The organism is Pseudomonas cyclaminis (assembly GCF_015163715.1).
Classification (GTDB): domain Bacteria; phylum Pseudomonadota; class Gammaproteobacteria; order Pseudomonadales; family Pseudomonadaceae; genus Aquipseudomonas; species Aquipseudomonas cyclaminis.
The window spans coordinates 24,577-38,504 of sequence record NZ_JADDUM010000051.1 but is presented as its reverse complement, the minus strand read 5'-3'; the positions used below and the strand labels follow the sequence as shown (position 1 = coordinate 38,504).

11 protein-coding genes and 2 pseudogenes are annotated in these 13,928 nt (G+C 59.3%); 5 read left to right on the top strand and 8 right to left on the bottom strand.

The features are described 5' to 3' along the window. Positions 1–10 precede the first annotated feature (10 nt). From sdhA to sdhC, 3 genes and pseudogenes are all read right to left on the bottom strand, one after another. Positions 11–1,782 (bottom strand): annotated as a pseudogene (sdhA, locus tag IQK56_RS08625) (succinate dehydrogenase flavoprotein subunit). A gap of 3 nt (positions 1,783–1,785) precedes the next feature. Continuing rightward, positions 1,786–2,154 (bottom strand): succinate dehydrogenase, hydrophobic membrane anchor protein, encoded by a 369-nt coding sequence (sdhD, locus tag IQK56_RS08620; RefSeq protein ID WP_003233245.1) that lies wholly within the window; start codon positions 2,152–2,154, stop codon positions 1,786–1,788. Beyond that, the gene (gene sdhC / locus IQK56_RS08615; protein ID WP_016979564.1) at positions 2,148–2,522 is read right to left on the bottom strand and encodes a succinate dehydrogenase, cytochrome b556 subunit; all 375 of its coding nucleotides are present in this window, start codon (positions 2,520–2,522) and stop codon (positions 2,148–2,150) included. Before sdhC ends, sdhD begins: the two co-directional genes overlap by 7 nt. A gap of 365 nt (positions 2,523–2,887) precedes the next feature. Between sdhC and gltA the strand changes: the two genes are divergently transcribed. After that, positions 2,888–4,177: a citrate synthase gene (gltA, locus tag IQK56_RS08610; protein ID WP_017734340.1), complete on the top strand. Its 1,290-nt coding sequence runs from the start codon at positions 2,888–2,890 to the stop codon at positions 4,175–4,177. A gap of 251 nt (positions 4,178–4,428) precedes the next feature. Here the strand turns inward: gltA and IQK56_RS08605 are convergent, their stop codons facing one another. The 3 genes from IQK56_RS08605 to IQK56_RS08595 all read right to left on the bottom strand — a co-directional run bounded on the left by IQK56_RS08605 (position 4,429) and on the right by IQK56_RS08595 (position 7,501). After that, entirely contained in the window at positions 4,429–6,087 is a 1,659-nt protein-coding gene (locus IQK56_RS08605; protein ID WP_150675815.1) for a cation acetate symporter, read from the bottom strand. After that, positions 6,084–6,395, bottom strand: a complete 312-nt coding sequence (locus tag IQK56_RS08600) for a DUF485 domain-containing protein (RefSeq protein WP_003190001.1) — start codon at positions 6,393–6,395, stop codon at positions 6,084–6,086. Before IQK56_RS08600 ends, IQK56_RS08605 begins: the two co-directional genes overlap by 4 nt. 254 nt (positions 6,396–6,649) lie before the next feature. After that, positions 6,650–7,501 (bottom strand): glycine betaine ABC transporter substrate-binding protein, encoded by an 852-nt coding sequence (locus IQK56_RS08595; RefSeq protein WP_099586747.1) that lies wholly within the window; start codon positions 7,499–7,501, stop codon positions 6,650–6,652. Between the two features lie 332 nt (positions 7,502–7,833). On the opposite strand from IQK56_RS08595, the gene IQK56_RS08590 reads away from it, so the two are divergent. Continuing rightward, positions 7,834–9,387 (top strand): glycoside hydrolase family 17 protein, encoded by a 1,554-nt coding sequence (locus IQK56_RS08590; protein WP_150675816.1) that lies wholly within the window; start codon positions 7,834–7,836, stop codon positions 9,385–9,387. A 35-nt stretch (positions 9,388–9,422) separates the two neighbouring features. Here IQK56_RS08590 and IQK56_RS08585 read toward each other — a convergent pair whose 3' ends face one another. After that, a complete protein-coding gene (locus IQK56_RS08585) occupies positions 9,423–9,791 on the bottom strand; it encodes a hypothetical protein (RefSeq protein ID WP_150675817.1) in 369 nt (122 codons plus the stop codon). Positions 9,792–10,028: 237 nt separating this feature from the next. On the opposite strand from IQK56_RS08585, the gene IQK56_RS08580 reads away from it, so the two are divergent. Continuing rightward, positions 10,029–11,327: an alpha/beta hydrolase family protein gene (locus IQK56_RS08580; protein ID WP_122306430.1), complete on the top strand. Its 1,299-nt coding sequence runs from the start codon at positions 10,029–10,031 to the stop codon at positions 11,325–11,327. Beyond that, entirely contained in the window at positions 11,320–12,108 is a 789-nt protein-coding gene (locus IQK56_RS08575; RefSeq protein WP_122306429.1) for an MlaA family lipoprotein, read from the top strand. The genes IQK56_RS08580 and IQK56_RS08575 overlap by 8 nt, the downstream gene beginning before the upstream one ends. A 54-nt stretch (positions 12,109–12,162) precedes the next feature. Here IQK56_RS08575 and IQK56_RS08570 read toward each other — a convergent pair. Beyond that, positions 12,163–13,076, bottom strand: a pseudogene (locus IQK56_RS08570) (DUF808 domain-containing protein). 133 nt (positions 13,077–13,209) lie between these two features. On the opposite strand from IQK56_RS08570, the gene IQK56_RS08565 reads away from it, so the two are divergent. Next, positions 13,210–13,815 (top strand): TetR/AcrR family transcriptional regulator, encoded by a 606-nt coding sequence (locus IQK56_RS08565; RefSeq protein WP_099586753.1) that lies wholly within the window; start codon positions 13,210–13,212, stop codon positions 13,813–13,815. Positions 13,816–13,928: the final 113 nt, after the last annotated feature.

Genomic DNA, 13,928 nt, shown 5'->3' with positions numbered 1-13,928 from the left:
GCAGCCACCCTTAGTAAGTCCGAATCTTCGGTTCAAACGTCGGAACCGTTTTCGGCGAGAAGTTCACGGCACGCTTGGTTACGCGCTTGTCACCCGGGAAGTACAGGGTGTGGCACAACCAGTTTTCGTCATCGCGGTCTTCAAAGTCTTCACGAGCGTGGGCGCCACGGGATTCTTTACGAACCTCGGCGGCGATCGCCGTCGCTTCAGCCACTTCCAGCAGGTTTTGCAGCTCAAGGGCTTCGATACGAGCGGTGTTGAACGCCTGGCTCTTATCGTTGATCTTGACGTTGGCGATGCGCGTACGCAGGTCAGCCAGCTGGGCGATACCCTTCTGCATGTATTCGCCGGTACGGAACACACCGAAGTAGTTCTGCATGCAGCTTTGCAGCTCGCGACGCAGGGTTGCCACGTCTTCGCCATCAGTGCGCTCGTTCAGAGCGTTCAGGCGAGCCAGGGCAGTCTCGATGTTGGCGTCGGTGGCGTCATCGTATTCGATGCCGTCAGTCAGCGCTTTTTCCAGGTGCAGGCCGGCCGCACGGCCGAATACCACCAGGTCGAGCAGCGAGTTGCCGCCCAGACGGTTGGCACCGTGTACCGATACGCAGGCAACTTCGCCTACTGCGAACAGGCCATGGATGATCTCATCCACACCTTCAGCGTTCTGGGTGATCGCCTGGCCATGAATGTTGGTCGGCACGCCGCCCATCATATAGTGGCAAGTTGGAACAACCGGAACCGGAGCCAGTACCGGGTCAACGTGAGCAAAGGTCTTGGACAGCTCACAGATACCTGGCAGGCGGCTGTGCAGCACTTCCTCGCCCAGGTGATCGAGCTTGAGCATCACGTGGTCGCCGTTCGGGCCACAGCCGTTACCGGCGATGATCTCTTTAACCATGGAACGGGCTACAACGTCACGACCTGCAAGGTCCTTGGCGTTCGGAGCATAACGCTCCATGAAACGCTCGCCATGCTTGTTGATCAGGTAACCACCTTCACCACGGCAACCTTCGGTCACCAGTACACCGGCGCCGCGATGCCGGTCGGGTGGAACTGCCACATTTCGATGTCTTGCACCGGCACGCCAGCACGCAGTGCCATGCCGACGCCGTCACCGGTGTTGATCAGGGCATTGGTGGTCGACGCGTAGATACGGCCTGCACCGCCGGTCGCCAGAACAGTCGCCTTGGCGCGGATGTAGGTGGTTTCACCGGTTTCGATGCAGATGGCGATCACGCCAACAAATGCACCGTCGGCGTTCTTCACCAGATCAACGGCGTAGTACTCGTTCAGGAACGTGGTGCCGGCTTTCAGGTTGCCCTGATAAAGGGTGTGCAGCAGCGCGTGACCCGTACGGTCGGAAGCAGCGCAAGTACGGGCAGCCTGACCGCCTTTACCGTAATCCTTCGACTGGCCGCCGAATGGACGCTGGTAGATACGGCCTTGCTCGGTACGGGAGAACGGCAGACCCATGTGGTCCAGCTCGAACACCGCAGCCGGGCCTTCCTGACACATGTATTCGATAGCGTCCTGGTCACCGATATAGTCGGAACCCTTGACGGTATCGTACATGTGCCAGCGCCAGTCATCGTTCGGGTCCGCAGACGCGATGGCGCAGGTGATGCCACCCTGGGCCGATACGGTGTGGGAACGGGTCGGGAACACCTTGGTGATCACGGCAGTCTTGTGACCACCCTGGGCCAGCTGCAGCGCTGCGCGCATGCCAGCACCGCCGCCACCAATAATGATGGCGTCGAAGGAAATAGTTGGAATGTTAGCCATGAATCAGATACCCCAAAGAATCTGCACACCCCAGACGAAGTAAGCGAACATCGCAATGCCGCAGACTGCCTGGAAGAGAAAACGTACTGCAGTCGCGGACTTGCCCAGCGCCATTGGCGTCAGGTAGTCGGTCGCGATGGTCCACATGCCAACCCAGGCGTGTGCGCCCAGGGCTACAAGGGCCAGCAGACTGAAGATTCGCATCGCATTGTGGGCGAACAGGCCGTGCCATTGCTCATAGCCGATGCCCGGGTTTGCGACGAGGTATCCGATCAGGAAAATGAAATAAGCCGCGAGAACGACCGCAGACACACGCTGTGCCATCCAGTCATAGAGGCCCGAACGCGAAAGGTTCGTAACGCTGGTTACCATATCCAAACTCCTGCCAGAACGATCAGCACCACGGAAATGGCGATGATGATTTTCGAGCCCAGGCGGCCGCCTTCCAGCGTCTCACCGATACCCGCATCCATGATCAAGTGGCGCACACCGGCTACCAGGTGATACAGCAGAGCGGACAGGAGGCCCCATGCTACGAACTTGGCCAGCGGGCTGGTCAAGCATGCCTTCACCTCGGCGTAACCTTCCTCGGAACCCAGGGATTTGCTCAATGCATAAAGCATGATGCCCAAGCCCAGGAACAGGATGATGCCGGAAACACGGTGCAGGAACGACGTAACGCCGGTGATGGGGAGTTTGATGGTCCTTAGGTCTAGGTTTACAGGTCGTTGGCTATTCACGGCTTTTTTTCACACTGAAGAGCCCCTAACAATCAGGGCAAAGTTGTTGGGGAGTGCGACTGGTCAGGTAAGCACCACCCAGGGAGTGCGACCCCCAATGAAAGCAAGCCCAAAAGCCCTTGGCGGTCGGTGGCCGAGTATAGACAGTTAGGTTACTAATGACAACGCGCTGACCTCACCCTAATAGCGGATTGCGCTGGCGGGATAAAAGGCGTAAATGGCAGGCAATTTCGAGGAAAAAGTACGGTTAAAGCCTTCTGGCGCAAGACTTTAGGCAAATTGACATCTGGATTTATATCAATATAGTGGTGCGGGCCCTGCGTGGGGGGTCTGTCTGATGATTTGAAGCATAAATAGGAGGCCACATGGCTGACAAAAAAGCGCAGTTGATCATCGAGGGCGCAGCCCCCGTCGAGCTGCCCATTTTAACCGGCACCGTTGGTCCCGATGTTATCGACGTACGGGGCCTGACGGCCACGGGCCGTTTCACTTTCGACCCAGGCTTCATGTCGACCGCCTCTTGCGAGTCGAAGATCACCTATATCGACGGCGATAATGGCATTCTGCTGCATCGGGGCTACCCGATCGAGCAACTGGCTGAAAAGTCGGACTACCTGGAAACCTGCTACCTGCTGCTAAATGGCGAATTGCCAACAGCCGAGCAAAAAGCCCAGTTCGTCAGCACCGTGAAGAACCACACCATGGTTCACGAGCAGTTGAAGACCTTCTTCAACGGCTTCCGTCGCGACGCCCACCCGATGGCCGTCATGTGCGGCGTGGTTGGCGCCCTGTCGGCCTTCTATCACGACTCCCTCGACATCAATAACCCGCAGCATCGCGAAATCTCCGCGATCCGCCTGGTTGCCAAGATGCCGACCCTGGCCGCAATGGTTTACAAGTACTCCATGGGTCAACCCATGATGTACCCGCGCAATGACCTGACGTACGCGGAAAACTTCCTGCACATGATGTTCAACACGCCGTGCGAGATCAAACCGATCAGCCCGGTGCTGGCCGCTGCGATGGACAAGATCTTCATCCTCCACGCCGACCACGAACAGAACGCATCGACGTCCACCGTACGCCTGGCAGGCTCTTCGGGTGCCAACCCGTTCGCCTGTATCGCTGCCGGTATCGCCGCACTGTGGGGCCCTGCCCACGGCGGTGCGAACGAAGCCGTATTGACCATGCTCGATGAAATCGGCGATGTCTCGAACATCGACAAATTCATCGCCAAGGCCAAGGACAAGAACGATCCGTTCAAGCTGATGGGCTTCGGTCACCGGGTCTACAAGAACCGCGACCCGCGCGCCACCGTGATGAAGAAGACCTGCGACGAAGTGTTGAAGGAACTGGGCATCAAGAACGATCCGCAACTCGAACTGGCCATGCGCCTGGAAGAGATCGCCCTGACCGACCCGTATTTCATCGAACGCTCGCTGTACCCGAACGTCGACTTCTACTCGGGGATCATCCTCAAGGCCATCGGCATTCCAACCAGCATGTTCACCGTGATCTTCGCCCTGGCGCGGACCGTGGGCTGGATCTCCCACTGGAAAGAAATGCTCTCCAGCCCGTACAAGATTGGCCGCCCGCGCCAGCTGTACACCGGCTACGAGTCGCGTGACATCACCAAGCTGGAAGATCGCAAGTAAGCGTTTAGCTGCAAGCTGTACCGAGAACGCCTCCCTAAGTGGAGGCCGTTTTTGTTTGTGTCGCCTGAGCTGGCCTCATCGGGGGCAAGCCCCCTCCCACATTTGACTGTATTCACGCGTTCAGATGTGTGAACCCTATCCAGTGTGGGAGGGGGCTTGCCCCCGATGAGGCCAGACCAGACACCACAAAACCCCAGACAAAAAAATACCCCGGCCTTTCGACCGGGGCATTTCTTTATCCAGCTACAAGCTTAGTGGTTAACCGCCCCACTCGCCCCCAGGCCAGTCTGCGAACGCACAAACTGCGGGAAGTACAGCGCACGCTCTTTCTCTGCCGCCGCCGACTTGTCGGTGATGGAGAAGAACCAGATACCCACGAACGCGATGATCATCGAGAACAGCGCCGGGTATTCGTACGGGAAGATGGCTTTTTCATGGTGCAGGATCGAGACCCAGATGGTCGGACCCAGCACCATCAAGCCTACGGCGCTGATCAGGCCCAACCAGCCACCGATCATGGCGCCACGGGTGGTGAGGTTTTTCCAGTACATGGAAAGCAGCAGTACCGGGAAGTTACAGCTCGCGGCAATGGAGAACGCCAGGCCAACCATGAACGCGATGTTCTGGCTTTCGAACAGGATACCCAGGCCGATTGCCAGCACTGCCAGGGCGATGGTGGTGATCTTCGATACGCGAATCTCATCCTTCTCGTTGGCCTTGCCTTTCTTGATCACGCTGGCGTACAGGTCATGGGACACCGCCGAAGCACCCGCCAGGGTCAAACCGGCAACCACTGCCAGGATGGTGGCGAACGCCACGGCCGAGATGAAGCCCAGGAAAATACTGCCGCCCACCGCGTTGGCCAGGTGCACCGCCGCCATGTTGTTACCACCCAACAGAGCGCCCGCAGCATCCTTGAACGCCGGGTTGGTGCTGACCAGCAGGATCGCGCCAAAGCCGATGATAAAGGTCAGGATGTAGAAGTAGCCGATGAAGCCAGTGGCATACAGCACGCTCTTACGCGCTTCCTTGGCGTCGCTTACGGTGAAGAAGCGCATCAGGATGTGCGGCAGGCCGGCGGTACCGAACATCAGTGCCAAGCCCAGGGAGAACGCAGAAATCGGGTCTTTCACCAGGCCGCCGGGGCTCATGATCGCTTCACCTTTAGGGTGAACCTTGATCGCCTCGGAGAACAGCATGTTGAAATCGAAGTTGACGTGCTTCATCACCATCAGCGCCATGAACGAGGCACCGGACAGCAGCAGCACCGCCTTGATGATCTGTACCCAGGTGGTCGCCAACATGCCGCCGAACAGCACGTACATGCACATCAGGATACCGACCAGGATCACCGCCACGTGGTAGTCCAGGCCGAACAGCAGCTGGATCAGCTTGCCCGCGCCGACCATCTGCGCGATCAGGTAGAACGCCACCACCACCAGGGAGCCACAGGCCGACAGGCTGCGGATCTGGGTTTGCCCGAGGCGGTAGGACGCCACGTCGGCAAAGGTGTACTTGCCCAGGTTACGCAGGCGCTCGGCGATCAGGAACAGAATGATCGGCCAGCCCACCAGGAAGCCGATCGAGTAGATCAGGCCATCGTAGCCAGAGGTATACACCAGCGCGGAAATACCCAGGAAGGACGCCGCCGACATATAGTCGCCAGCAATCGCCAGGCCGTTCTGGAAACCGGTGATCTTACCGCCAGCGGCATAGTAGTCAGCTGCGGACTTGTTACGTTTGGAAGCCCAGTAAGTGATGCACAAGGTTGCACCGACGAACGCGACGAACATCACGATGGCCGAGACGTTCAACGGTTGCTTTTGCACTGCACCGGTCAATGCGTCCGCCGCCCAAACGGCCGGAGCAAACAGTGAAGCGCCGAATATTGCCAGTAGACGCCGAATCATTGCGCAGCCTCCTTGAGAATCGCATTGTTCAGGTCGTCAAACTCGCCGTTGGCCCGGCGCACATAGATGCCGGTCAGGATGAAGGCGGACACAATCAGCCCGACGCCCAGGGGAATACCCCAGGTAATCGACGAGCCGGGGCTGATCTTGGCCCCCAGCACTTGTGGCCCGTAGGCGATCAACAGGATGAAAGCGGAGTAAAGCCCTAGCATGATTGCCGAGAGAATCCAGGCGAATCGTTCCCTTTTTCTCACCAGCTCCTTGAAACGCGGGCTGTTTTGAATCGAGAGGTAAATGCTGTCGTTCATTGTTTTTATCCTCGCAGCACAGCTTTTTTATTATTGGAACATGGCCACTGTATGCGGCTGCGGAACAGGTTCCAGACGACCTTAGTCTTAGATCGAGTGTAGCGAGGGATTGTGAGAACACAGGAAGATTTGCGGAGGGCAAAAATCAATGTGGGAGGAGGCTTGCCCCCGATAGCGGTGGGTCAGTCAAAATAGCTGTGACTGACATGCCGCAATCGGGGGCAAGCCCCCTCCCACAAGGTACATCGGGGAATTTACTTAGCGAGCCACTCGGCTACACGCTCAGGGTGCTTGGCGACCCAATCCTTGGCCGCTGCGTCAGGCTTGGCGCCCTCCTGGATAGCGAGCATGACTTCGCCGATTTCATCCTTGGAGGCCCACTGGAATTTCTTCAGGAAGGCCGCGACTTCCGGTGCTTTCTTCTCCAGGCCCTTGCTGCCGATGCTGTTGACGGTTTCAGCAGCACCGTAGATCCCTTTTGGATCGTCCAGGAAGCGCAGCTTCCACTTGGCGAACATCCAGTGTGGCACCCAACCGGTAACCGCAATGGATTCCTGCTTGTCTTCGGCACGGGTCAGTTCGGCGATCATGGCTGCGCCCGAACTGGCCTGCAGCTTGTAGTCCAGGCCGTAGGCCTTGATCGCTTCGTCGGTCTTGAGCATCACGCCTGAACCGGCGTCGATACCGACAATCTTGTTCTTGAAGGTGGTGTCAGTCTTGAGGTCTTCGATGGACTTGGCCTTGACGTACTCCGGCACGATCAGACCGATCTTCGCATCCTTGAAGTTGGGGCCGTAGTCGACCACCTTGTCCTTGTTCTTGGTCCAGTATTCACCGTGGGTCACGGGCAGCCAGGCGGACAGCATGGCGTCGAGTTTGCCGGTCGCTACGCCTTGCCACATGATCCCAGTGGCGACCGCTTGCAGTTTCACGTCATAACCGAGCTTTTGCTTGATCACTTCTGCTGCCACATGAGTGGTGGCAACGCTGTCCGACCAACCATCCACGTAGCCGATGCTCAGGGTTTTGCTGTCGGCGCTGGCCAGTGTGGAGCTCATCGCAACTACCAGAGTGGCAGCTGCGCCCAAGAGTCGTCGCATCTTCATCGTACTTCCCCGAAAGTGCTGCGCCCGACGGATGCCGAGCGACGTCAACCTGTTGTTATGTGGTGCACCGCGCCCCCTTCACGCGCATCGATCCGGTGGCTGCGACATCAGTGGAATGCTGACACCCTGATCATCAACCTGCCGACGCCGTCGACCTGCTCTGTCAGCGACCTTATGCAAGCAAGAAACGACATCACATCGCCAGCAGGCCGTTTCCTGGAACATGGCGCCAATATTCCGCCCGAACTTTGCATGTCAAAATCATGCAGCCCCACTGGGAAGGGGCAAATCCGGGTAAGATGCGCGCCTTTGCTCCCCCAGATAAGCCGACCATGCCCGCGACTGCCCGCTTCCCCGCCCTGCCCTATTGCTTCGCCCTGATCCTCGGCCTGCTGGCCCTGGTCGGCTACTGGTACGGCCTTGGCCGCCCAGTGGTGCTGCCGGATGTCGCCAGTGCCAGCCATAAACTGCAATGCGCGTCCTACACGCCGTTCGACAAAGACCAATCTCCCTTCGACCAGCCGTTCAAGCTGCGCCCCGAGCGCATGGACGCCGACCTGGCCCTGCTGGCCACCCGCTTCGAATGCATCCGCACCTACTCCATGACCGGCCTGGAAGCCCTGCCCGACATGGCGCGCAAACATGGCCTGAAGGTGATGGCCGGCGCGTGGGTCAGCAGTGATCCGGTGGCCACCGAAAAGGAAATCGATGAGCTGATCGCCGCGGCCAACGCCAACCCGGACGTGGTGACCTCGGTGATCGTCGGCAACGAAGCCCTGCTGCGCAAGGAAGTCACCGCCGCGCAGTTGGTGAAGCTGATACAGACCGTCAAAAGCCAGATCAAACAACCCGTCACCTACGCCGATGTCTGGGAGTTCTGGCTGCAACACCCGGAAATCGCCCCGGCGGTGGATTTCCTGACCATTCACCTGCTGCCCTACTGGGAAGATGATCCATCGAGCATCGACCAGGCCCTCAAGCATGTGGGCGATGTGCGCCAGACCTTCGGCAACAAGTTCGCGCCCAAGGACGTGCTGATCGGCGAAACCGGCTGGCCCAGCGAAGGTCGCCAGCGTGAAACGGCTGTGCCGAGCCGGGTCAATGAAGCCAAGTTCATGCGCGGCTTTGTGGCCATGGCTGAAGCCAACGGCTGGCGCTATAACTTGATCGAAGCGTTCGACCAGCCGTGGAAGCGCGCCAGTGAAGGTGCGGTAGGCGGTTACTGGGGCCTGTTCGATGCTGATCGCCAGGAAAAGGGCATCCTCGCCGGGCCTGTGACCAATGTGCCGTACTGGCCGCTGTGGTTGGGGGTGGGCGGGATCATCCTGCTGGGGACACTGGCGCTCGGCGGCCGGGTTCGCAGCACACGTGCCGCGATCCTGCTGCCGTTGCTCGGTGCAGTGGCAGCCTGCTCCATCGGCTCCTGGGCCGAACTGACTCGCGTGACTGCACGCTTTACTGATGAATGGGTGTGGGCCGGTTTACTCGTGGCGCTGAACCTGCTGGTGCTGGCTCATGCAGCATTGGCACTGAGCACTCGGGAAGGCTGGCGCGAGCGAGCCTTCAACTGGCTGGAACAACGTGCGGGCTGGCTGGTGGCAATCGCCGGTTTTGCCGGCGCGGTGATGATGTTGTCTTTAGTGTTTGACCCGCGTTATCGCAGCTTCCCGAGTGCCGCGCTGGTGTTGCCGGCATTGGTATATCTGGTTCGCCCGGTGACCGGACCGCGTCGTGAAATTGCGCTGCTGACCTTCATTATCGGCGCCGGCATCGCACCGCAACTGTATCGCGAAGGGTTGCTGAACCAGCAGGCGTGGGGTTGGGCGGTGGTCAGTGGGTTGATGGTTGTGGCTTTGTGGCGGTGCTTGCGGATGCGCAGGACTTGAGACCGCCATCGGGGGCTTGCCCCCGATTGGCCCTATCAGGCGCCCCGCGGCTGCCGGACCAACCGCAACCCAGCGATCACCACCGCAAACACCGCAAACGTGGTGTTGTACAACGCCAGCGCCGGGAACCCGAACACCAGCCCCAACACCGCCAAACCCCAGCCCGCACGGCCGGGCACGAAAAACGCCAGCACCGAGGTGATCAACGCCGCCCAGCCCAGCACCTTGAAGTGAATCATCAACCCCAGGTTCCCACGCAACTGGCATTCCCAGCGACTGGCCTCGTCAGCGCAAATCCCCACCCAGCGGCCATCTTCCATAAAACCGTAGCGTGCACCATAACTGGCGGCCAGCCATAACGGCAGGGCAATAAGCAGCAAAATCAGCGGCAAACGACGGGACATGGGGGCACTCCGATAGGCAAAAACGGCGCCCAGCTTAATCGCCCCGCCGCCGTTATCAAGGGACATACACACAATTAGTGTTCACCAATGCGTGGCAAAGTGTATCGTCTGGCTACTATTACCCCGATTCCGACGTTTATTTCCGACTTTTCGTGCCGAAGGCTGGCACTTCGGAGATAGCACGGTGGTCATAGCCTGCGAACTTCATTCAGCACGTTTCCTCTTAGGGATTTAGTCATGCTCCGTTCCTTGCGCTGTGCCGCCCTGTTGGGCAGCCTTTTTTTGAGTGCGTCAGCACTGGCGGTCGACATTGACCAAGCCAGCTATGGCTACCCTTTGACCAACCCGTTCGAAGCGACCATCGCCACCACTCCGCCTGACCTTCGGCCGACATTGCCCAGCGATGACCAGATCAATCAGTCCGACTACACCCTGAACATGCGCCCCGAGCGCGAGTTCAGCCTGCCGGACAACTTCTGGGCGGTGAAGAAACTCACCTACCGCATCGCCAAGCAGGACCGCGCCGCGCCACTGATCTTCCTGATCGCGGGCACCGGTGCGCGGTTCGACAGCAGCATCAACGAATACCTGAAAAAACTGTATTACCAGGCCGGCTACCACGTGGTGCAACTGTCGTCGCCGACCAGCTTTGACTTCATCAGTGCCGCCTCGCGCTTCGCCACTCCGGGGATCACCCAGGAAGACGCCGAAGACATGTACCGCGTGATGCAGGCCGTGCGTGCGCAGAACGCTTCGCTGCCGGTGACCGATTTCTACCTCTCCGGCTACAGCCTCGGCGCCCTGGATGCGGCATTTGTGGCCAAGCTGGACGAGACCCGCCGCAGCTTCAACTTCAAGAAAGTGCTGCTGCTCAACCCGCCGGTCAACCTCTACACCTCGATCACCAACCTCGACAAGCTGGTACAGACCGAGGTCAAGGGCATCAACAACACCACCACCTTCTATGAACTGGTGCTGAACAAGCTGACCCGCTACTTCCAGCAAAAGGGCTATATCGACCTCAACGACGCCCTGCTCTACGACTTCCAGCAATCCAAGCAGCACCTGACCAACGAACAGATGGCCATGCTGATCGGCACTTCCTTCCGCTTTTCGGCGGCCGACATTGCCTTTACCTCGGACCTGATCAACCGCCGCGGCCTGATCATCCCGCCGAAGTACCCGATCACCGAAGGCACCAGCCTTACGCCGTTCCTCAAGCGTGCGCTGCAATGCGATTTCGACTGCTACCTCACCGAACAAGTGATCCCGATGTGGCGCGCCCGTTCCGACGGCGGCAGCCTGTTGCAACTGGTTGACCAGGTCAGCCTGTACGCCCTCAAGGATTACCTGCACGCCAGCCCGAAAATCGCCGTCATGCACAACGCCGACGACGTGATCCTCGGCCCAGGCGACCTGGGTTTCCTGCGTAAAACCTTCGGCGATCGCTTGACCGTCTACCCACTGGGCGGCCACTGCGGCAACCTCAATTACCGCGTCAACGCCGACGCCATGCTGGAGTTCTTCCGTGGCTAAATACCTTCTGCTGCTCGCCGCCCTGATGTGCGCGGGCGTAGCCAATGCCGACAACAGCAAGGCTCACGCGCCAATCGTGGTGGACTCCGACGGTTTCAAAGAGCCGTTGAGCAAACTCAAATTCAACCCGGGCCTGGACCAGCGCGAATTCGAACGCTCCTCCGTCAACGCGCTCAACGTGTACGACCCGCTCGAATCGTGGAACCGCCGGGTGTACCACTTCAACTACCGCTTCGACCAATGGGTGTTCCTGCCTGTGGTCGACGGCTACAAGTACGTGACCCCGAGCTTCCTGCGCACCGGTGTGAGCAACTTCTTCAACAACCTGGGCGACGTGCCCAACCTGTTGAACAGCCTGCTGCAGCTCAAGGGCCACCGCTCCCTGGAAACCACCGGGCGCCTGCTGCTCAACACCACCGTCGGCATCGCCGGCCTGTGGGACCCGGCCACCGCCATGGGCCTGCCGCGCCAGAGCGAAGACTTCGGCCAGACCCTGGGCTTCTACGGTGTCCCTGGCGGGGCCTATCTGGTACTGCCGATCTTTGGTCCGTCGAACCTGCGCGATACCGGCGGCTTGCTGGTGGACTACACCGCAGAATCCCAGATCAACTTCCTCAACGTTTCCGAAGTCAGCTCCAACCACCCGGAAATCTGGGCCCTGCGCGCGGTGGACAAGCGCTACCAGACCAGCTTCCGGTATGGTCAGATGAACTCGCCGTTTGAGTATGAGAAGGTGCGGTATATCTATACCGAGTCGCGCAAGTTGCAGATTGCCGAGTAAACAAAGCCCACAAAAAAGGCCATTCGAGTGAATGGCCTTTTTTATGTCTGCGATTTAAGCCTTGATTGCTTTCCAGACTTTGCCGACCACACTGACCAGCGCCAACACCACAGCCCCCGCAACAATCCCCGCCACCGCATTGAGCAGCGTCGGCATCAACCACGCCACTGCACCCGCGCTCTGACTCACCGATTCAATCCAGTGATGCACCACCGGCACGCCATGGGTAAGAATGCCGCCACCGACCATAAACATCGCCGCCGTACCGATCACCGACAGGCTTTTCATCATGTACGGCGCCGCACTCAGGATCGCGCCGCCAATGCTGCGCGCCACCTGGCCAGGCTTCTGGGTGAGCCACAGGCCCAGGTCGTCCAGCTTGACGATACCGGCTACCAGCCCGTAGACGCCTACGGTCATGACAATGGCGATGCCCGACAGCACGATCACTTGTTGCGTCAGTTGCGCGTCGGCCACGATACCTAGGGTAATGGCGATGATTTCGGCGGAGAGGATGAAGTCGGTGCGGATCGCGCCTTTGATCTTGTCCTTCTCGAACGCCACCAGATCGGTCGCCGGGTCCGCTACGGCGTCGGCCAATTGCGCGTGTTGGGCCTGGTCTTCGGCTTTGCTGTGGAGGAGTTTGTGGGCGAGTTTCTCGAAGCCTTCGAAACACAGGTAGGCGCCGCCGAGCATCAACAGCGGCGTCACCGCCCAGGGCGCAAAGGCGCTGATCAGCAGTGCGGTGGGCACCAGGATCAGCTTATTGACGAACGAGCCCTTGGCCACCGCCCACACCACGGGAATTTCCCGCTCGGCACGCACGCCGGAGACCTGCTGGGCGTTAAGCGCCAGGTCGTCACCCAGCACGCCTGAGGTCTTCTTCGCGGCCATTTTTGTCATCAAGCAACGTCGTCGAGTACCGCGGCGATATCGTCGATCAACACCAACAAGCTGCTTCCTGCCATGAATCGGTCTTCCTTAAAGGGGGATGGCGCGAGCATAACGCGGCGCAGGGCTTTAAGGGCAGATTGTTGAGGCCCGCGGATGGCCGGTGCTACCATGCGCAACCGCCGGTATTGGCAAGGAAACTCCTGGTTTATGAGCAGCATTCGCGAGCGCAACAAAGAAAAAATCCTGCGGGCGGCGAGCGAGGAGTTTGCCGACAAGGGCTTCGCCGCGACCAAAACCAGCGACATTGCCGCCAAGGCCGGGCTGCCCAAGCCCAACGTCTATTACTACTTCAAGTCCAAGGACAACCTCTACCGCGAGGTGCTCGAAAGCATTATCGAGCCGATCCTGGCGGCTTCCACGCCGTTCAATCCGGACGGCGAGCCTTCGGTGGTGCTGAGCAACTACATCCGCTCGAAAATCCGCATCTCCCGCGACCTGCCCTTCGCCTCCAAGGTGTTCGCCAGCGAAATCATGCATGGCGCACCGCACCTGAGTGCCGAGCAGGTTGAACAGCTCAATGCCCAGGCCAAGCACAATATCCAATGCATCCAGAGCTGGGTGGACCGGGGCTTGATCGCGGCCATTGACCCCAATCACTTGATGTTCAGCATTTGGGCGGCAACCCAGACGTACGCGGATTTTGACTGGCAGATCTCGGCGGTGACCGGCAAGGCCAAGCTGGATGAAGCGGATTATGAAGCGGCGGCGCAGACCATTATTCGGTTGGTGCTCAAGGGGTGTGAGCCGGACTGATACACCGAGGTGCCTGTGCCAATCGGGGGCAAGCCCCCTCCCACAGGTTGAACTGCGAACACGGTCAAAATTGCGGGAGGGCTTGCTACCGATGGGGCCCTGACAGTCAGCAG

Bases quoted from the DNA above. Each gene is read 5' to 3' on its own strand.
- sdhD (WP_003233245.1), bottom strand. From the start codon at position 2,154: ATGGTAACCAGCGTTACGAACCTTTCGCGTTCGGGCCTCTATGACTGG.
- gltA (WP_017734340.1), top strand. From the start codon at position 2,888: ATGGCTGACAAAAAAGCGCAGTTGATCATCGAGGGCGCAGCCCCCGTC.
- IQK56_RS08605 (WP_150675815.1), bottom strand. From the start codon at position 6,087: ATGATTCGGCGTCTACTGGCAATATTCGGCGCTTCACTGTTTGCTCCG.
- IQK56_RS08600 (WP_003190001.1), bottom strand. From the start codon at position 6,395: ATGAACGACAGCATTTACCTCTCGATTCAAAACAGCCCGCGTTTCAAG.
- IQK56_RS08595 (WP_099586747.1), bottom strand. From the start codon at position 7,501: ATGAAGATGCGACGACTCTTGGGCGCAGCTGCCACTCTGGTAGTTGCG.
- IQK56_RS08590 (WP_150675816.1), top strand. From the start codon at position 7,834: ATGCCCGCGACTGCCCGCTTCCCCGCCCTGCCCTATTGCTTCGCCCTG.
- IQK56_RS08585 (WP_150675817.1), bottom strand. From the start codon at position 9,791: ATGTCCCGTCGTTTGCCGCTGATTTTGCTGCTTATTGCCCTGCCGTTA.
- IQK56_RS08580 (WP_122306430.1), top strand. From the start codon at position 10,029: ATGCTCCGTTCCTTGCGCTGTGCCGCCCTGTTGGGCAGCCTTTTTTTG.
- IQK56_RS08565 (WP_099586753.1), top strand. From the start codon at position 13,210: ATGAGCAGCATTCGCGAGCGCAACAAAGAAAAAATCCTGCGGGCGGCG.